The organism is Virgibacillus salexigens (genome assembly GCF_014905415.1).
Classification (GTDB): Bacteria; Bacillota; Bacilli; order Bacillales; family Amphibacillaceae; genus Virgibacillus; species Virgibacillus salexigens.
Window position 1 is genome coordinate 446,341 of the sequence record NZ_BNEO01000002.1, and the last position, 18,474, is coordinate 464,814.

The window sequence follows — 18,474 nt, forward strand, 5'->3', positions numbered from 1 at the left end:
AGTCATGGGGAAAAATATTTTAATCGTTGGGGCAAGCGGTGATATTGGAATGGCAATAGCTAACCAATTAGTTATCGAAGGTTATCAATTGCTGCTTCATTATCATCGTAATAAACAAGAAGTAGATCGGATTATAACAGAATATCCGACTTCAATTGTAGCGATGATTGAAGCAGACTTAAGCTCTCAAGCAGGTTGTAAACATTTTCTTAACCACCTTGTATTTACAATTGATGGGGTAGTGTTTGCAAGTGGTAGAGGAGAATACGGGTTATTTCAAAACACAGATGAAACCGTTATGGACGACATGATACAATTGCATGTGAAATCCCCATGGATGATTACCAAACAAGTTTTACCGGCAATGATCAAGCAGCAGGCTGGGAAGTTTATATTTATAACGTCTATATGGGGTGAACAGGGCGCTAGTAATGAAGTGATCTATTCTTCTGTAAAAGGCAGTCAAAATAGTTTTGTTAAAGCACTGGCAAAAGAAGTTGCACCTAGTGGTATTTCTGTTAATGCAATTAGTCCAGGTTTTATAAATACGAAGATGAATCAGCATTTATTGCCAGGAGAAAAAGCCGAAATATTTGCTGATATACCAATGAACCGTGCTGGAAAGCCGCAAGAAATTGCTGACATGGTATCTTTCCTATTATCGAATAAAAGCAATTATATCCAAGGAGAAGTAATTAATATTACAGGCGGCTGGTAATTTTCTTCTGCCTACATGTATAAACTAGGAAGTATTTCAAATACTATGCATGTATAAATTGAGAAGGAGGAGAAAAGTATGTCAGTTCTTGATAACTTTGATTCATGGAAAAGCTTTCTTTCCAGCAAACTTACACAGGCGCAGCAGCAAGGAATGAGCGACAAGACCATTCAAAATGTAGCCCAAGAAGTAGGCGATTATCTTGCACAGAATGTAGATGCTAAAAATAATGAAGAAGCAGTGTTACGTGATTTATGGAATGCAGCATCTGAAGATGAGCAACAAGCGATCGCAAACACAATGGTTAAATTTGTTCAAAATCAAGGAAACCAACAGTAAACAATATGTCGATACGCTGAAAGAAGCTGTTCAAAAGCAGCTTCTTTTTAATTTTTTGGATAATCACTTTTCACATTAGGGAAAATCCTTTATTATATATTTAGATAGTATCAAAAAAGAAGGCTCATAAGTAAAGTCTCGGTAAAGGAGCTTTATATGGAAAAAACAGAGTGGTATCTTGAATATGAAATTCAAATTAATCGACCTGGTCTATTAGGTGATATATCTTCTTTATTAGGTATGCTATCCATTAATATTATTACGATAAACGGTGTGGAAAATGCTCGTAGAGGAATGCTTTTACTTTCCAAGTATGACGAAAACATAACACGATTAAAATCCATTTTGCAAACCATGGACATGATTCAGGTCACAAAACTGCGGAAGCCTAAGCTTCGAGATAAGATGGCAGTACGTCATGGAAGATACATACATAGAGACGTAGATGATCGCAAAACGATTCGTTTTGTACGAGATGATCTTGGCCTGTTGGTCGATTTTATGGCAGAACTTTATAAAAAAGATGGTCATAAATTAATTGGTATTCGAGGAATGCCCAGAGTAGGTAAAACAGAATCAATTGTTGCCGCAAGTGTATGTGCAAATAAACGATGGTTGTTTGTATCCAGTACCTTATTAAAACAGACCGTCCGTAGCAAATTAATTGAAGGGGAGTATAACCCTGATAATATTTATATTATCGATGGAATGGTGTCGACAAGACGAGCGAATGAGCAGCACTGGCAATTAATTCGGGAAGTCATGCAGCTTCCTGCTATTAAAGTGGTAGAACATCCAGATATATTTGTACAATCAACAGAATACAAAATGGATGATTTTGACTATATTATTGAATTACGAAGTCATGAAGAAGAAGAAATTACTTATGAACCTGTTCAAAGACAACAATTTGGTCAAGAAGATGGTTTTTCGATGTTTGATTTTTAAATTGGATGGTGTTTGGAATGGAAATTGGAGCAAGACTAAAAGAGGCAAGGGAGGCAAAAAACCTCTCTTTGGAAAGCCTACAAGAAACAACAAAGATACAGAAAAGATATCTAATTGCAATTGAGGAAGGCAATTTACATATTCTTCCTGGAAAATTTTACGCAAGAGCTTTCATAAAAGAGTATGCCAATGCAGTAGGGGTAGATCCAGATGAACTAATGGAAGAATTCAAAGAAGAAGTTCCAAAAACGGAAGAACCGACGGAGGAGCATTACAGTCGGATGCAGCGATCGCGTAAAAATAACAATACCGATAAGCCATCATCTAACTTTTCCTTATTTCCTACCGTAATTGTAGTATTATTGATTGTCGGTATTATTCTTGTTGCCGTATTTTTTATTTCTCAAAGTATGTTTGGTAAGGGAGAAAATGAGCCTATTAATCAAGATGGGGATGAGGATGTCATTATTAATGATGACACAAGTCAAACGCAGGACTCCGAAACAGCTAGTGACGAAAACGAAGAAAACAAGGACAGTGCAGCGAATGAAAAATCGGAGGATGCATCTATTGATGATGAAGCAAGTCAAGAGGAAACAGAACCGAAGGGTGAATTTTCTACTGTAGAAAAGGGAACAGGAAATACGCCTGAATCAATTGTAGCATATAATTATGCAGGTGAAGAAGTTACTGCAACCTTAGAAGCAGAAGGAGATACTTGGCTTGGAGTGAAATCGGAAAGTGATGAAATTTTCTTTGAAGAAGCTATGTTCAATGAAGAAAAGTCACCACTTGAAATCGATCTAACAGGACAAGAGCGTGTATTTTTCAAAATCGGTAATGCTTCTGTATTAACGATTACGGTTAATGGGGTTGAGATGGAATATCCTGTGGATTCAAGTACTGTAAGACAAAATATTTGGATAGAATTGAATCAAGAAGCTGAATAAATCAATTGACCCTTCCTTTCAACTTTTTGGAAGGGTTTATCACTTTTCGTTGAAATACTAGGAGGATAAAAACAAATGAATATACCGAATAAAATTACCATTTCTCGTATCCTATTAATTCCAATCTTTATCATTCTTATGAGTGTACCGTTTAATTGGGGAACATGGAATATTGGAGAAGCAGAGCTACCCGTATCTCATTTTATAGCTGGGCTGTTATTCATTATAGCAGCAGCAACAGATTGGGTAGATGGTCACTATGCCAGAAAATATAATTTAGTAACGAATTTAGGGAAATTCCTAGACCCGCTAGCAGATAAATTACTTGTATCCGCAGCACTAATTATTTTAGTTGAAGTGGGGGTAGCCCCTGCATGGGTTGTTATCATCATTATTAGTCGAGAATTTGCTATAACTGGACTCAGACTTGTTGCTGCGGGTGAGGGAATTGTGTTAGCAGCGGGTAGCATGGGGAAATTAAAGACAGCTACACAAATGGTGGCAATTGCTGTTTTACTGCTTCATAATTTTCCATTTTCCTATATTGGCTTCCCTTTTGGAGAAGTGATGCTATATATTAGTCTTCTATTCACTGTCATATCTGGTGTTGACTATTTTGTGAAAAATTGGCATGTGATGAGGGATTCTAAATGATAAAACAAGTGAAAGCAGAAATTGTTGCGGTTGGAACCGAATTATTGCTTGGACAAATTGCAAATACGAATGCTCAATGGCTTTCTCAGCAATTAGCCAACTATGGAATTAATGTCTATAACCATGTGGTTGTTGGTGATAACCTCACGCGTGTGGAGGAATCGTTCTATCAGGCACAGCAGCGATCTGATCTGATTATTGTAACTGGTGGTCTTGGACCAACCGATGATGATTTAACTCGGGAAGCTTTTCAAAACATCAGCCAACTTTCCATGATCGAACATCAACCATCCATGGAAAAGATAACAGCATATTTTGCCAAACAACAAGCAACAATGACGCCAAATAATCGGAAACAAGCAAGAGTATTTGAAGGTGCTGAGGTTTGGTTAAACAATGCTGGTATGGCTCCGGGGATGTGTGTGTCTTTTCAAAATAGAACATGGATCTTCTTACCTGGTGTGCCAAGAGAAATGAAAGCATTGGCAATGGAGCATCTGTTCCCGCTCGTTCAACAATTAGTAGGAAAAAATGAAATTATTAAGTCGAAAGTGTTGAAGTTTATTGGTATTGGAGAATCTAAATTGGAGCATGAATTGAAAGATATTATTCAAGCTCAAACAAATCCAACGATTGCCCCGCTAGCTCAGGATGATGGGATTGTCATTCGCTTAACTGCTAAGAGTGAGTCAGATCTTCAAGCTAGTCAACTAATTGAACATACAGAAGACCAGATAATAAATCGAGTAGGCTCATATTTTTATGGATCTGATCAAGACACGTTAGAAGGGAAAGTGATCGACCTTCTAATAAAGAAACAGAAAAAACTTGCAGTAGCTGAAAGTATAACTGGAGGTTTATTTACAGGGAAAATATCTTCTGTTTCTGGCGTTTCTTCTGTTTTTGAAGGTGGAATCGTCAGTTATGCTGCGCATGTTAAGCAACATGTATTAGATATTTCGGAAGAGACATTGACCGACAAGGGTACCATTAGTGAAGCATGTGCACTTGCCATGGCTAAAAATGTTGCTGCTAAGCTAGGAGTGCCTGTTGGAATAGGATTTACTGGTGTTGCTGGACCGGATGAGGTTGAGGGACAACCTGTAGGGACCGTGTATATCGCTATCTATGATGATGGAAAAGAACAAGTAGAAAAATGGATGTTTCAAGGTGATCGTAATACGATTAGAAATAGAGCCGTATTAAAGGGAATGGAACTTCTCTACAAATGGCTAAAATCATAAAATATAAGTATAAATGATTATCATTTTAAATAATTTCATTACTTGGGTTAGCTGTAAATCTATTTTTATCTCATTTCCGCTTCAGAAAAAGGGAACATTTATTCGATTTATTGCTTGGCAAACGATGAAAAAGCATGTATGATAGAACTAGATTATTAAAGGAGGACGACGCTTTGAGTGATAGAAAACAAGCTTTAGATATGGCGTTAAGACAGATAGAGAAACAGTTCGGTAAAGGGTCTATTATGAAACTAGGCGAACAAGCAGAACAAAAAGTGGCAACCATCCCTAGTGGTTCATTAGCATTAGATGTAGCTCTTGGAATTGGTGGGTATCCTCGTGGCCGAGTTGTTGAGATTTATGGTCCGGAATCCTCTGGTAAAACAACCGTAGCGTTACATGCTATAGCTGAAGCACAACGTCAAGGGGGACAAGCCGCTTTTATTGATGCGGAACATGCGTTAGACCCTACTTATGCACGTGCTTTAGGTGTTAATATAGAAGAACTTTTACTTTCACAGCCAGATACTGGCGAACAGGCCTTAGAAATTGCTGAAGCACTTGTGCGTAGTGGTGCAGTCGATATTATTGTGGTGGATTCAGTTGCTGCCCTTGTGCCAAAAGCTGAAATTGAAGGTGAAATGGGTGATTCCCATGTTGGGTTACAAGCTAGGTTAATGTCACAAGCCTTACGTAAATTATCTGGAGCAATTAATAAATCAAAAACGACGGCGATATTTATTAACCAAATTCGTGAGAAAGTTGGCGTTATGTTTGGAAATCCTGAGACTACACCTGGTGGACGGGCGCTGAAATTCTATTCCTCCGTTCGATTAGAAGTACGACGAGCAGAGACGTTGAAGCAAGGGAACGAAATGGTAGGAAATAAAGCAAGAATAAAAGTAGTTAAGAATAAAGTTGCCCCGCCATTTAAACAAGCAGAAGTAGATGTCATGTATGGTGAAGGGATATCTAAAGAGGGCGAAATTATTGATATTGGCTCCGATTTAGATATTGTAAACAAGAGTGGTGCTTGGTATTCTTATAATGAAGAACGTCTTGGTCAAGGACGGGAAAATGCCAAGCAGTTCCTAAAAGAGAATACTGATATGATGGCAGAAATACATGCAGCAATTCGAGAGCACTATGGTTTAGACGAAGAGCCGAAAGAAGAAGAACAACAAGTTGGTCAAGAAAGCTTAGATGTATAATGCTATTTACATCCCCTTGCGATAGAAGCAAGGGGATTTTTACTATAAGAATAATGTATTACCAATATTTTCAATCAATATGAGGTGAAGTTGTGACGTTTCCTTGACATTCGTATAGTACACAATTAAAATTAAATTTGTATAGATTTATCATATCAATGATATAATTTATTGTTATTACACGCATTAAAACTGTTACATGCCGACAATAATGAATTGTACAATTTTATAGCAATAGGAGGTGAAATCATGGACAGTCTTATACTCATCTCCATTTTGCTTGTAATCCTAATCGTCGGTATTGTTGTTGGTTATCTGATTCGTAAATCTATTGCAGAAGCAAAAATCTCTAGTGCAGAAACATTAGCAAAGCAAATCGTTGATGAAGCACATCGAAATGCTGACGCTTCCAAGAAAGAAGCGCTTCTTGAAGCAAAAGATGAAAACCATAAGCTTCGTCAACAAACGGAAGACGAACTTCGTGAACGGAGAAATGAAGTTCAAAAGCAAGAAAATCGTCTGATGCAAAAAGAAGAAAATCTAGACAGGAAAAGTGAGTCACTAGATAAGCGTGAGCTTATGTTAGAAAAGAAAGAACAGTCTCTAACAGAAAAACAACAACAAATTGAAGAAATGGAAAGCAAAGTGGAAGCTATGATACAAGAGCAGCAAACGGAGCTTGAGCGCATTTCGGGATATACTACAGACCAGGCTAGGCAGATTATTTTAGAACGAATTGAACAAGATGTTGCACATGAATCAGCATTATTAATCAAAGAAGCAGAAAATCGTGCAAAAGAAGAAGCGGATAAGAAAGCTAAAAACATTCTATCATTAGCTTTACAACGCTGTGCTGCTGACCACGTTGCTGAAACAACCGTATCGGTTGTTAATCTTCCTAATGATGAGATGAAAGGACGTATTATTGGTCGTGAAGGTCGTAATATTCGAACACTTGAAACGCTGACAGGAATTGATTTAATTATTGATGATACACCGGAGGCAGTAATACTATCTGGATTTGATCCAATTCGTCGAGAAACTGCTCGTATAGCGTTAGAGAAACTCGTACAAGATGGGCGTATTCACCCGGCTCGTATTGAAGAGATGGTGGATAAAGCAAGACGCGACGTCGACGAATATATACGTGAAATCGGGGAAGAAACAACATTTGAAGTGGGAGTGCATGGCTTACATCCCGATTTGATTAAGATTCTTGGGCGTTTAAAATATCGTACAAGCTATGGACAAAATGTCTTGAAGCACTCAACGGAAGTAGCATACTTATCAGGTTTGCTTGCTGCTGAACTTGGTGAAGATGAAACATTAGCAAGAAGAGCTGGCTTACTGCATGATATCGGAAAAGCAATCGATCATGAAGTAGAAGGAAGCCACGTTGAAATTGGTAAAGAGTTGGCTGTTAAATACAAGGAGCATGAGGTTGTTATTAATTCAATAGCTTCTCACCATGGTGATGAAGAGCCTACTTCGATTATTTCCGTGTTGGTAGCTGCAGCGGACGCGCTTTCTGCGGCTAGACCTGGAGCTAGAAGTGAGACGCTAGAGAATTATATTAAACGATTAGAGAAATTAGAAGAAATTTCGGAATCGTTCACAGGTGTAGAGAAATCATTTGCTATTCAAGCTGGTAGAGAAATTCGAATTATGGTGAAACCAGATGAAATTGATGATGTAGAATCTGTTCGAATCGCACGAGATATTCGTAAGCGTATCGAAGGAGAACTTGATTATCCAGGTCATATCAAAGTAACTGTAATTAGAGAAACGAGAGCAGTTGAATACGCAAAATAAAAAGTGGTCTGAGGGCCGCTTTTTATTTTGCGGTGGAATCAAGCTATGCTTTGACAATACATACCCATTGTGGAAAACTGAAAGTACTATAATAGATAGGATGATTGAATAAATGAAGATATTATTTATAGGAGATATCGTTGGATCTCCAGGAAGAAATATGGTACAAGAATACCTACCAAAATTAAAAGAAAAATACAAACCAAACCTAACAATCGTAAATGGAGAAAATGCAGCCTCAGGAAAAGGGATTACCGAGAAAATATATAAACAGTTATTAGATTGGGGAGCTCAAGTAGTAACTATGGGTAATCATACTTGGGATAAAAAGGAAATATATGACTTCATCGATGATGCTTCGAATATGATTAGACCAGCAAACTTCCCTGAAAACAATCCAGGAAAAGGAATCATTTATATCAATATTAATGGTGTGGAAGTTGCGGTAATTAATCTACAAGGAAGGACGTTTTTGCCGCCAATTGACGATCCCTTTACAAAGGCTGATGAATTAATAGAAGAAGCAAAACAAAGAACAAACATCATTTTTATCGATTTTCATGGTGAGGCAACCAGTGAGAAACAAGCGATGGGCTGGTATGTTGATGGTAGAGTAAGTGCTGTAGTAGGTACCCATACCCATACACAAACAGCAGATGAACGTATATTACCAGCAGGAACCGCATATATATCTGATGTAGGAATGACAGGCCCGTATGATGGTATACTGGGAGTTGATAGAGAATCGGTAATGAACCGTTTTTTAACTTCTATGCCAGTACGTTTTGAAATTACAAAAAAGGGAAGAAGTCAATTAAATGGTTTTTTTGTTACCATTGATGATAAAACGGGAAGGGCAAAAAGTGTAGAACGTATTTTAATTAATGATGACCATCCGTTTTTCATTTGATTATTTGAATGTTTTGAATTATTAATGCATAATAGGGTAATAAGCTAACATCTCCAGGAATATAGTAGGTATAGAACTATAATAGTAAATGAAGGAGGTACTAGTAATGGAAGTATTAAAAGTGTCAGCAAAATCAAATCCCAATTCAGTAGCAGGTGCACTTGCGAACGTCTTAAGAGAACGTGGATCAGCAGAAATTCAGGCCATCGGAGCTGGTGCACTAAACCAAGCTGTGAAGGCAGTAGCAATCGCCAGAGGATTTGTTGCACCTAGTGGAGTAGACCTTATCTGTATTCCAGCTTTTACTGATATTTTAATTGATGATGAAGAACGTACCGCAATCAAATTAATTGTAGAACCTAGATAGATATGACGGAAGAATAGAAAATAAAAGTGTTACGACTAATCGTAGCACTTTTTTTATGACAATAAGGAGATATAACTTATCTGATAGATGTCTTTTTATTGGAAGGCATCAGATTAATATTGTTAAAATAAATAGAAACGTTTATACTGTAATAATGGGAAAATTATCTTCCAATCAATAGAAAGGAGATATATCATGAACGAAGAACAGCGTAATCATCAAGCGCAAATTAAACAGGTCGATCCAATGGACAAAAGATCCAGTCAAGATAAACCTTTAAGTGAAAAGACTAGTGCAGATTTTGCGAAGTATTTTGAAACTACCTATGAACCACCAAATTTAAATAAAGCTAGAAAACGTGGTCGCGATAAAGTAAATGTTCATTATGATTTTGGTATTCCTGAAGATATGGAAAATATCGGTAAAGGCAAAAAGTTTTTAATACGTACATATGGCTGCCAAATGAATGAGCATGATACGGAAGTAATGGCGGGAATATTAACAGAAATGGGCTATGAACCTACTTCTGAAACCAATGAGGCAGATATTATCTTATTGAATACTTGTGCAATCCGAGAGAATGCTGAGAATAAGGTGTTCGGTGAAATCGGTCATTTAAAGCCGCTAAAGTTAGAAAAACCTGACTTGATTTTAGGAGTGTGCGGCTGTATGTCGCAGGAAGAATCCGTTGTAAACCGGATTATGAAGAAACACCAACATGTTGATCTTATATTCGGAACACATAATATTCACCGCCTGCCGCACCTTGTAAAAGAAGCAATGTTCGGTAAAGAAAAAATTGTTGAAGTATGGTCAAAAGAAGGCGATGTTATTGAAAATTTACCGAAAGCTAGAAAAGGAAAGATTAAAGCTTGGGTAAATATTATGTATGGTTGCGATAAGTTTTGTACATATTGTATCGTACCAATGACTCGCGGAAAAGAGCGAAGCCGCTTACCAGAAGATATTATTCAAGAAGTACGTCATTTAGCAGCTCAGGGTTATCAGGAAATCACTTTGTTAGGACAAAATGTAAATGCCTATGGAAAAGATTTAGAAGATATGGAATATGGCCTTGGTGATTTAATGGATGATCTTCACCGGATTGACATCCCAAGAATTCGATTTACTACCTCTCATCCAAGAGATTTTGATGATCGACTAATCGAAGTGTTAGCCAAAGGTGGTAATCTTCTTGATCATATCCACCTTCCTGTCCAATCTGGGAGCAGTGAAATATTGAAGAAAATGAACAGAAAATATACCAGAGAATCCTATTTGGAACTCGTTCGCAAAATAAGAGAAGCCATGCCTAATGCAACCTTGACAACTGACATCATTGTCGGATTCCCAAACGAAACCGAAGAGCAATTTGAAGAAACAATGAGTTTAGTTGAAGAAGTAGGTTTTGAAGCTGCTTATACCTTTATTTATTCTCCACGTGAAGGAACACCAGCAGCACGTAAAAAAGACGATGTTCCAGAAGAAGTAAAAAAACAACGGTTATATCGCTTGAACGAGTTAGTAAACAAACAATCTGCTGAATCAATGAAGAAGTATCAAGATAAAGTAGTTAAAGTCCTTGTGGAAGGTGAAAGTAAGAAAGATCCAGATATTTTAGCCGGTTATACAGAGAAGAACAAATTGGTTAATTTTAAAGGACCAACGTCTTCAATTGGTAAGATTGTAGAAGTAAAAGTAACAGAAGCGAAAACGTGGTCATTAAATGGTATAATGGTAGAAAAAACAGTTGAGGTGGAGTAGTATGGCTGAATACACACGAAAACAAGTACTTGATGAGGCCAAGAAATTAGCAGGCATGCTTGCAAGCACAGAAGAAATTGACCGCTTTAAGCAAGTCGAGGCTAAAATTAATGAAAACAAAAAAGTACAGCAGTTAATTACAAAGATAAAAGCATTGCAAAAACAAGCAGTTAATTTACAGGCTTATGGAAAAAAAGAAGCTTTAAAACAAGTAGAAGAGCAAATAGATATTTTTCAAGCTGAGATTGATGCTATTCCAGTAGTTCAGGAATTTAAAGAATCACAAGTGGTAGTAAATGATGTATTGCAGCTTGTTTCTGGAACCATCGCAAGAGAGGTTACGAATAATGTTATAGAATCAACTGGTGGCGATATCCTAGCTGGAGAAACAGGGTCTAAACTAAAAAACAAATCCGGCTGCAGCCATTAACAATTGGACAGGAAAATAATTTCCTGTCTTTTTTTCCATCCTTTCTTCCTTTTTCATAAATAGCTATGCACTTTAGGTATTTGTCTTGCATAAAATGACTATGAAAAAAGAGGAGGTAAAGGTAATTATGAGTTTTCTAGATAATGAATATAGAGAGATCATTACGAAAGCGGTATGTGGCAAAGGTCGCAAATTCTCACAAGAAACACATTCCATTTCGCCATCACATAGACCTTCAAGTATTCTAGGATGCTGGGTAATTAATCATTTATACAATGCAAAGAAAAAGTCCAAAGACACAGTTGAAATCAATGGCAGCTACGATATTAATATTTGGTATTCGTATAATGATAATACAAAAACAGAGGCAATTACAGAGCGTGTAACTTATTGCGAAAAGGTTCCATTGTCTGTAAAAGATGACCACTGTTTAAATGATGACTTTGATGTGATTGCGAAAGTGATTCAACAGCCTAATTGTCTAAACTGTAATATTGAAAATAAAGGGCATAAAATTGTGGCGGAAATTGAGCGGGAATTTATTGTGCAAGTAATTGGCGATACGAAAATAGCCGTTCGTGTAGACCCTAAACGGGAAAAATTTGAAGATGACGATGACCATGTTTGGGATTATGAATTAACCGATGATGAACTCGAAGAAGTAGAACCAGATTTTCTTCATAAAGATTAAATAAAATTACGAGGGATTCTATTCCTCGTAATTTTTTTGTTTTGTGAAATGTGAATGATCGATCGTATCGATTCATCGAATGTCTGCGATATTATATGCTATAATAGCAGAAGAATACTTGGGATTTTTGGGGGATAAAACATGACAAAGAATACACCAATGATGGAACAATATTTAAAAATTAAAGCGGAGCATCAGGATGCATTTCTTTTCTTTCGATTAGGCGATTTTTATGAAATGTTCTTTAATGATGCGATTGAAGCGGCTAGAGAACTAGAGATAACTTTAACGAAGCGAGATTCAGTCAAGCAAGAACCGATCCCAATGTGTGGTGTTCCATATCACTCTGCAGCGAATTACATAAAAGTATTAGTTGATAAAGGATATAAGGTTGCTATTTGTGAACAGGTGGAGGATCCCAAGTCTGCAAAAGGCGTAGTTAAACGAGAAGTTATTCAATTGATTACACCTGGAACAGTAATGGAAAAGAATATGTTAAATGAGAAGGAAAATAACTTTATAGCGAGCCTATCCCATTTTAATCATTCCTACGTGATCGTTTATAGTGATTTATCAACGGGGGAAAATCGCTTGGTTCTATTCGAAAATGGGTGGGATGCCGTCCTTCATGAATTATATCATCAGCCAATTAAAGAAATTGTAATATCCTCCGATTTACCCGAGGGATTGCAGAACCAATTGCGTGAACGGCTTCATGTCACCCTATCTTATCAAGATGAAGTAACTTTTAATGCTGAATATCGCAGTCTTTGTGAGAATTTACATGATGATCGTCTGTTAACATCACTAAGTAGACTGTTAAATTATATACAGTATACGCAAAAACGATCACTTGAACATATGCAGCCAGCAGAAATAATTCATTTGAGTTCCTATTTATCATTGGACATGTATTCCAAACGGAATTTAGAGCTTACAGAAACAATGATGAAGAAAGAAAAATACGGGAGTTTGTTATGGGTATTGGATAAGACGGTAACAGCAATGGGAGCAAGAATGCTTAAAAAATGGTTAGAGCGCCCATTGTTGAACAAACAGCTGATAGAAGAGAGACTTGAAATCGTCGATCGTTTTTATCAGCAGTTTATGGATCGTGATGATTTACGGGAGACCTTAAAGTCAGTGTATGATTTAGAAAGACTCGCAGGAAGAATCGCATTTGGCAACGTGAATGCACGTGATCTCCTACAATTAAAGGAATCATTATCAAAGGTTCCTCGATTAAAAACGATTTTAAAACAATTTTCACAGCCTGTTGTCCAAAATCTGGCAGATCAGTTTAATTACCCGGAAGCGGTTGTTGATTTATTAGAAACGAGTTTAGTAGGGGATCCTCCCATTTCTATTAAAGAGGGAGGGATCATTAAAGACGGCTACCACCAACAACTTGATACTTATCGTGATGCTTCGAGAAACGGAAAACAATGGATAGCGGAACTCGAACGGAAAGAAAAAGAAGAAACAAATATAAAATCATTAAAGGTAGGATATAATCGAGTATTTGGCTACTATATAGAAGTAACTAAAGCCAATTTACATCTGCTTCCTGAGGGGAAATATGAACGAAAACAAACCCTAACAAATGCAGAAAGGTATATTACTCCAGAATTAAAGGAAAAAGAACAATTAATATTAGAAGCGGAAGAAAAGAGTGTCGAGTTAGAATACCAATTATTTATTGATATTCGTGAAAAGATGAAAGAACATATCCCTGCATTACAGCAATTAGCCGAAGCGGTAAGTTATGTAGATGTCTTACAAGGATTTGCTACGGTAAGTGAAGCGAATAATTATGTACGTCCTACTTTTGTAGAGAATCAGTTATCCATTGAAAAAAGTAGGCATCCAGTTATTGAACAAGTAATGAAAGAAGGTACCTTTGTTCCAAATGATATTGTCTTAAATGAGGATAAAAGTATTCTATTAATAACTGGTCCAAATATGTCCGGAAAGAGTACATTCATGCGTCAATTGGCGCTAACGGTAATTATGGGTCAAATTGGCTGTTTTGTTCCTTGCGCGTCCGCTGATTTACTTTTATTTGATCAAATCTTTACGCGGATTGGAGCGGCTGATGATCTTGTAGCTGGACAGAGTACTTTTATGGTAGAGATGCTTGAAGCAAATCATGCTATTTCGAATGCGACAGATCGCAGCCTTATCTTGCTTGATGAAATTGGCAGAGGGACTAGTACGTATGACGGTATGGCCTTAGCACAAGCAATTATTGAATATATCCACAATCATATTCATGCAAAGACGCTTTTCTCTACACATTATCACGAATTAACTGATCTGGAGCAAACCTTGCCAAGGTTGAAAAATATTCATGTTCGTGCTGAAGAGTATGAAGGGAATGTTGTCTTCTTACACCAAATTAAAGAAGGAGCGGCTGATGAAAGTTATGGCATTCATGTTGCTAAGTTAGCTGAACTACCACCGTCATTAATTGAACGTGCCAGTTCGATATTACAAGAATTAGAAGGTACAGCTAAGTCACAACTATCTGTTCAACAGTCAGAGACAGCTGCAACCGAGGAATCGGGACAGCTATCCTTTTTTATAGAAGAAGGGAAACAAAAACCAAAACAGCATACAACCGAAGAATCTGATATTGTACGTGATTTAAAAGATATTGATTTATTTGATATGACACCGATGGACGCCATGAATGAATTGTACCGATTGCAGAAGAAGCTTAGAAAGTAGAAAGGATTGTTTGCATGAAAATTATGCAGATGCCAGATGCACTTGCTAATAAAATTGCTGCTGGGGAAGTAGTGGAGCGACCTGCTTCTGTGGTAAAGGAACTAGTAGAAAATAGTATAGATGCAAACAGTACATGGATAAAAATTGACATAGCGGAAGCAGGCTTACAAGAAATTAAAGTAACAGACAATGGTGAAGGGATGTCGGAAGAAGATTGTGAACATGCATTTCTCAGGCATGCCACAAGTAAAATAAAGAACGAAAATGATTTATTCCATGTTCAAACACTTGGTTTTCGTGGAGAAGCACTTGCTAGTATAGCTTCCGTTAGCCGATTAACGGTCCAGACTTCTACTGGTGATGAAGCAGGTACGTATTTGGAATTGGAAGGCGGCAAAATTACTCAGAAACAAAAGACCACTGCCAGACAAGGTTCAGAAATCACCATACGTGATTTGTTTTTCAATACACCTGCTCGTTTAAAATATATGAAAACCATTCATACCGAGTTAGGTCACATTACAGATTTACTGAATCGATTGGCTTTATCTCATCCTGAGGTTCGTTTTGAAGTGACTCATAATGGAAAAGGATTATTTAAGACGGCAGGAACAGACGATTTATTACAGGTTATTTCACAAGTTTATGGAATGAATGTTGCGCGCCAAATGCTTTATGTAAAACATGAAACATTGGATTTTACAATCGAAGGTTATATTGCAAAGCCGGAAGTGACTAGAGCATCAAGGAACTATGTTTCTACGATTATTAATGGAAGGTATATTAAGAGCATCCCGTTAACCCAGGCGATCATGCGGGCATATCATACGCTATTACCAATTGGACGTTCGCCTATTGTCGTCTTATCGATCCACATGGATCCAATACTGGTCGATGTAAATGTTCATCCAACCAAACTGGAAGTTCGCTTTAGTAAAGATAAGGAGTTATTTCAAGCGATCGAACATACCATAATTTCCAAATTCAGACAGCAGACCTTAATTCCAGAGGTTCAACATAAGCCGGAACCAAAAGAAAAATCCGTACAGCACCGGATGCATTTTGATGATCATGACTCCTATGCTGCATCCAATGTTTCAACTGATTCAGTTCAACCTTCTTTCGTTCAAAATGAACCGTTGATCAATCAATCCGAAGTTCCAATAATAAAAGAACCTCAAGAAGAAACGTATACGGATGGTCAAGAAGCGCAGAACGAAATGCAAAGCAATGTCAATTGGAATAAGGTAAACGACTTCACTTATCAGCAAGAAGATAGTTCTTCAATACAAGATACACATGATCCACGGATACCTATCATGTATCCCATTGGACAATTACAAGGGACCTATATATTGGCACAAAATGAAAATGGGTTATATATGATTGATCAGCATGCAGCACAAGAACGGGTAAAGTACGAATTCTTTAAAAAGAAACTAGGAAAGCCAGCGAATGAATTACAAGAGCTACTTATCCCGTTAACTTTTGATTTTTCTAAAGAAGAAGCAATATGGATCGATCAGTATAAAGAAGAATTAAAAGCTGCAGGTTTATTTTTTGAGTCATTCGGGCAACAAACATATATTATTCGCTCCCATCCTAATTGGTTTCCAACTGGATTTGAAGAAGAAGTCATTCGAGAAATGGTTGATCAAATTATGAATGAAGAGAAGATTAATGTTGAAACCATTCGTGAAGAGGCTGCAACATTAATGTCATGTAAACGATCCATTAAAGCAAATCACTACCTGAATCAAGATGAAATGTACCATTTACTTGACGATCTGAGGAAAACCAGTGATCCATTTACATGCCCGCATGGGAGACCAATTATCGTCCATTTTACAACCTATGAATTGGAAAAAATGTTTAAACGTGTCATGTAAAGTATAAAAATAGCTTCACCTCCAAACACTAATAGAAAATAAGTGAGGTGTACGCTATGGAAAACCAAAAATTAATCCAATTCCTGAATCAATTACTTTCCAATCAATTTGTACTATATGTGAAACTCCATCGTTATCATTGGTTTGTTCAAGGTCGTCATTTCTTCCAGTTACATTCCCAGTTTGAAGAAATGTATCAAGAAATGGCGAAAGACCTTGATGAAGTAGCTGAGCGAATTCTAATGATCAATGGGAAGCCATTTGCAACGATGATAAAGTATTTAAAAGAAGCAACACTAGTGGAAGCCAGTGCGGATGATAAAGAGAATGAGCTGATGAGCCAATTAATTCATGATTTTGAACAAATAATTACGGAAATTCGAAATCAAGGATTGCCTGAAGCGAGACAACTAAATGATGCTCCATCAGAGGATTTACTTATCGGTATTCAAGCGAAATTAGAGAAATATATTTGGATGTTAAAAGCTTACATTGCATATGAATAATGAGATAAAAATAGGGGAATACTCATGAAAAAAAAGGTTATTGCAGTCGTAGGGCCTACGGCTGTAGGCAAAACAAAATTAAGTATTGCAATTGCAAAGCAATACAATGGGGAAATTATCAGCGGAGACTCTATGCAGGTTTATCAAGGAATGGATATTGGGACAGCAAAGATTACCCACGAAGAAATGCAAGGGGTGCCTCATTACTTGATTGATATAAAAAAGCCAGATGAGTCTTTTTCGGCTGCTGATTTTAAGCATTATGTTATGGAGTATATTGATCACATAACAAGTAAAAATAAAATTCCGATTATTGTTGGCGGAAGTGGTTTATACATTCAAGCAGCTCTATACAATTATAATTTCCCAACGCATAAAAAGGATGATAGAATAATTCAACGAATCGAAAAAGAAATCGAAATGATGGGGATTGAACCTGCTTATCAGCGTTTACAGCAAATTGACCCACAACAGGCAAGCAGGATTCACCCAAACAATCATCGGCGAGTAATTAGAGCATTAGAAATCTATGAATCAACAGGAAAGACGATGACAGCTTATCAAAAACAACAGCAAACCGAATCGCCATACGATTTAAAACTGATTGGTTTAGAAATGGATCGGACCATGTTATATGACCGGATTAATCAACGGGTCAACGAGATGATTGAAAAGGGATTAGTTGAAGAAGTTCGTTCCCTTTACCAAGCTGGGTATGCACAGGAACAGGCAATGAGAGCAATTGGCTACAAAGAGTTTATCCCTTATTTTGAAGGTGAGAGCTCCCTCTCTGAAACAATCGAAACATTGAAACAGAATTCCAGAAGATATGCAAAACGGCAATATACTTGGTTTAGGAACAAGATGAATGTTGATTGGTATTCAATCATACCTGAAACAATTAATGAAAAATTTAGAAAAATTTTGTATGATCTTGCAGGATTCTTAAAAGATAGGTAGAAACTAATATATATAGACAGAAATGAGGAGGAAGTATGATGGCGCAAACCGTTAACATTCAAGACCAATTTTTAAATCAGCTAAGGAAGAACCATATCTCGGTTACCATGTTTCTAACAAACGGTTTTCAATTAAGAGGGGTTATTAAGGCTTTTGATAATTTCACAGTGTTAATGGAAACAGATGGGAAGCAACAATTAATTTTTAAACATGCGATTTCTACCTTTTCCCCAGTCAAGAACGTTGAACTGGAAAAGGAATAATATTGAGAATATGGGAATAGCCCAGTAAATAAAAAGGGTGGCACGTACTGCTGGATTAGTCGGTAAAGGTGCCGCTCTTTTCTATTGG

Annotated in this window: 18 protein-coding genes; all 18 read left to right on the forward strand. The window is 37.0% G+C overall.

Going from position 1 to position 18,474, the window contains the following annotated elements; genetic code table 11:
* Positions 1 to 4 precede the first annotated feature (4 nt).
* The 18 genes from ymfI (at position 5) to hfq (ending at position 18,386) form a co-directional block, all read left to right on the forward strand.
* Positions 5 to 718, forward strand: coding sequence for an elongation factor P 5-aminopentanone reductase (gene ymfI / locus JKP73_RS09795; protein WP_038244203.1), 714 nt, complete (start codon positions 5 to 7; stop codon positions 716 to 718).
* A gap of 78 nt (positions 719 to 796) precedes the next feature.
* Entirely contained in the window at positions 797 to 1,057 is a 261-nt protein-coding gene (locus JKP73_RS09800; RefSeq protein WP_021291512.1) for a DUF3243 domain-containing protein, read from the forward strand.
* A 156-nt stretch (positions 1,058 to 1,213) separates the two neighbouring features.
* Complete coding sequence (locus JKP73_RS09805; protein WP_021291511.1) at positions 1,214 to 2,005, forward strand: DUF3388 domain-containing protein; 792 nt, start codon at positions 1,214 to 1,216, stop codon at positions 2,003 to 2,005.
* Between the two features lie 5 nt (positions 2,006 to 2,010).
* Complete coding sequence (locus JKP73_RS09810) at positions 2,011 to 2,955, forward strand: helix-turn-helix domain-containing protein (protein ID WP_234447094.1); 945 nt, start codon at positions 2,011 to 2,013, stop codon at positions 2,953 to 2,955.
* 75 nt (positions 2,956 to 3,030) lie between these two features.
* Positions 3,031 to 3,609: a CDP-diacylglycerol--glycerol-3-phosphate 3-phosphatidyltransferase gene (gene pgsA, locus JKP73_RS09815; protein ID WP_021291509.1), complete on the forward strand. Its 579-nt coding sequence runs from the start codon at positions 3,031 to 3,033 to the stop codon at positions 3,607 to 3,609.
* Entirely contained in the window at positions 3,606 to 4,853 is a 1,248-nt protein-coding gene (locus tag JKP73_RS09820; protein ID WP_308436494.1) for a competence/damage-inducible protein A, read from the forward strand. Before pgsA ends, JKP73_RS09820 begins: the two co-directional genes overlap by 4 nt.
* Positions 4,854 to 5,026: 173 nt before the next feature.
* Complete coding sequence (recA, locus tag JKP73_RS09825; RefSeq protein WP_021291507.1) at positions 5,027 to 6,064, forward strand: recombinase RecA; 1,038 nt, start codon at positions 5,027 to 5,029, stop codon at positions 6,062 to 6,064.
* Between the two features lie 249 nt (positions 6,065 to 6,313).
* On the forward strand, positions 6,314 to 7,876 hold the full coding sequence (rny, locus tag JKP73_RS09830) for a ribonuclease Y (protein ID WP_021291506.1): 1,563 nt from the start codon (positions 6,314 to 6,316) through the stop codon (positions 7,874 to 7,876).
* 112 nt (positions 7,877 to 7,988) lie between these two features.
* The gene (ymdB, locus tag JKP73_RS09835) at positions 7,989 to 8,786 is read left to right on the forward strand and encodes a 2',3'-cyclic-nucleotide 2'-phosphodiesterase (protein ID WP_021291505.1); all 798 of its coding nucleotides are present in this window, start codon (positions 7,989 to 7,991) and stop codon (positions 8,784 to 8,786) included.
* 106 nt (positions 8,787 to 8,892) lie between these two features.
* Positions 8,893 to 9,153, forward strand: coding sequence for a stage V sporulation protein S (locus JKP73_RS09840; RefSeq protein ID WP_021291504.1), 261 nt, complete (start codon positions 8,893 to 8,895; stop codon positions 9,151 to 9,153).
* 195 nt (positions 9,154 to 9,348) lie between these two features.
* Positions 9,349 to 10,917 carry a tRNA (N6-isopentenyl adenosine(37)-C2)-methylthiotransferase MiaB gene (miaB, locus tag JKP73_RS09845; RefSeq protein ID WP_038244181.1) on the forward strand — a complete coding sequence of 523 codons (1,569 nt, stop codon included), beginning with the start codon at positions 9,349 to 9,351 and terminating at the stop codon, positions 10,915 to 10,917.
* Position 10,918: 1 nt separating this feature from the next.
* On the forward strand, positions 10,919 to 11,347 hold the full coding sequence (locus JKP73_RS09850; RefSeq protein ID WP_021291502.1) for a YlbF/YmcA family competence regulator: 429 nt from the start codon (positions 10,919 to 10,921) through the stop codon (positions 11,345 to 11,347).
* A gap of 127 nt (positions 11,348 to 11,474) precedes the next feature.
* A complete protein-coding gene (gene cotE / locus JKP73_RS09855; protein ID WP_021291501.1) occupies positions 11,475 to 12,038 on the forward strand; it encodes an outer spore coat protein CotE in 564 nt (187 codons plus the stop codon).
* 141 nt (positions 12,039 to 12,179) lie between these two features.
* Positions 12,180 to 14,768 (forward strand): DNA mismatch repair protein MutS, encoded by a 2,589-nt coding sequence (mutS, locus tag JKP73_RS09860; protein ID WP_200411161.1) that lies wholly within the window; start codon positions 12,180 to 12,182, stop codon positions 14,766 to 14,768.
* Positions 14,769 to 14,782: 14 nt separating this feature from the next.
* The gene (gene mutL / locus JKP73_RS09865) at positions 14,783 to 16,657 is read left to right on the forward strand and encodes a DNA mismatch repair endonuclease MutL (RefSeq protein WP_200411162.1); all 1,875 of its coding nucleotides are present in this window, start codon (positions 14,783 to 14,785) and stop codon (positions 16,655 to 16,657) included.
* Between the two features lie 56 nt (positions 16,658 to 16,713).
* Positions 16,714 to 17,163, forward strand: a complete 450-nt coding sequence (locus JKP73_RS09870) for a Dps family protein (RefSeq protein WP_021291498.1) — start codon at positions 16,714 to 16,716, stop codon at positions 17,161 to 17,163.
* 24 nt (positions 17,164 to 17,187) lie between these two features.
* Positions 17,188 to 18,123, forward strand: a complete 936-nt coding sequence (gene miaA / locus JKP73_RS09875; protein ID WP_021291497.1) for a tRNA (adenosine(37)-N6)-dimethylallyltransferase MiaA — start codon at positions 17,188 to 17,190, stop codon at positions 18,121 to 18,123.
* Between the two features lie 38 nt (positions 18,124 to 18,161).
* A complete protein-coding gene (gene hfq, locus JKP73_RS09880) occupies positions 18,162 to 18,386 on the forward strand; it encodes an RNA chaperone Hfq (RefSeq protein WP_021291496.1) in 225 nt (74 codons plus the stop codon).
* Positions 18,387 to 18,474: the final 88 nt, after the last annotated feature.

What these genes read in the sequence shown, in the direction of transcription:
- JKP73_RS09850 (WP_021291502.1), top strand. Translation starts at nt 10,919, where the DNA reads ATGGCTGAATACACACGAAAACAAGTACTTGATGAGGCCAAGAAATTA.
- ymdB (WP_021291505.1), top strand. Translation starts at nt 7,989, where the DNA reads ATGAAGATATTATTTATAGGAGATATCGTTGGATCTCCAGGAAGAAAT.
- JKP73_RS09820 (WP_308436494.1), top strand. Translation starts at nt 3,606, where the DNA reads ATGATAAAACAAGTGAAAGCAGAAATTGTTGCGGTTGGAACCGAATTA.
- JKP73_RS09810 (WP_234447094.1), top strand. Translation starts at nt 2,011, where the DNA reads ATGGTGTTTGGAATGGAAATTGGAGCAAGACTAAAAGAGGCAAGGGAG.
- mutL (WP_200411162.1), top strand. Translation starts at nt 14,783, where the DNA reads ATGAAAATTATGCAGATGCCAGATGCACTTGCTAATAAAATTGCTGCT.
- miaA (WP_021291497.1), top strand. Translation starts at nt 17,188, where the DNA reads ATGAAAAAAAAGGTTATTGCAGTCGTAGGGCCTACGGCTGTAGGCAAA.
- ymfI (WP_038244203.1), top strand. Translation starts at nt 5, where the DNA reads ATGGGGAAAAATATTTTAATCGTTGGGGCAAGCGGTGATATTGGAATG.
- JKP73_RS09800 (WP_021291512.1), top strand. Translation starts at nt 797, where the DNA reads ATGTCAGTTCTTGATAACTTTGATTCATGGAAAAGCTTTCTTTCCAGC.
- JKP73_RS09805 (WP_021291511.1), top strand. Translation starts at nt 1,214, where the DNA reads ATGGAAAAAACAGAGTGGTATCTTGAATATGAAATTCAAATTAATCGA.
- JKP73_RS09870 (WP_021291498.1), top strand. Translation starts at nt 16,714, where the DNA reads ATGGAAAACCAAAAATTAATCCAATTCCTGAATCAATTACTTTCCAAT.
- cotE (WP_021291501.1), top strand. Translation starts at nt 11,475, where the DNA reads ATGAGTTTTCTAGATAATGAATATAGAGAGATCATTACGAAAGCGGTA.
- pgsA (WP_021291509.1), top strand. Translation starts at nt 3,031, where the DNA reads ATGAATATACCGAATAAAATTACCATTTCTCGTATCCTATTAATTCCA.
- miaB (WP_038244181.1), top strand. Translation starts at nt 9,349, where the DNA reads ATGAACGAAGAACAGCGTAATCATCAAGCGCAAATTAAACAGGTCGAT.
- rny (WP_021291506.1), top strand. Translation starts at nt 6,314, where the DNA reads ATGGACAGTCTTATACTCATCTCCATTTTGCTTGTAATCCTAATCGTC.
- mutS (WP_200411161.1), top strand. Translation starts at nt 12,180, where the DNA reads ATGACAAAGAATACACCAATGATGGAACAATATTTAAAAATTAAAGCG.
- JKP73_RS09840 (WP_021291504.1), top strand. Translation starts at nt 8,893, where the DNA reads ATGGAAGTATTAAAAGTGTCAGCAAAATCAAATCCCAATTCAGTAGCA.
- hfq (WP_021291496.1), top strand. Translation starts at nt 18,162, where the DNA reads ATGGCGCAAACCGTTAACATTCAAGACCAATTTTTAAATCAGCTAAGG.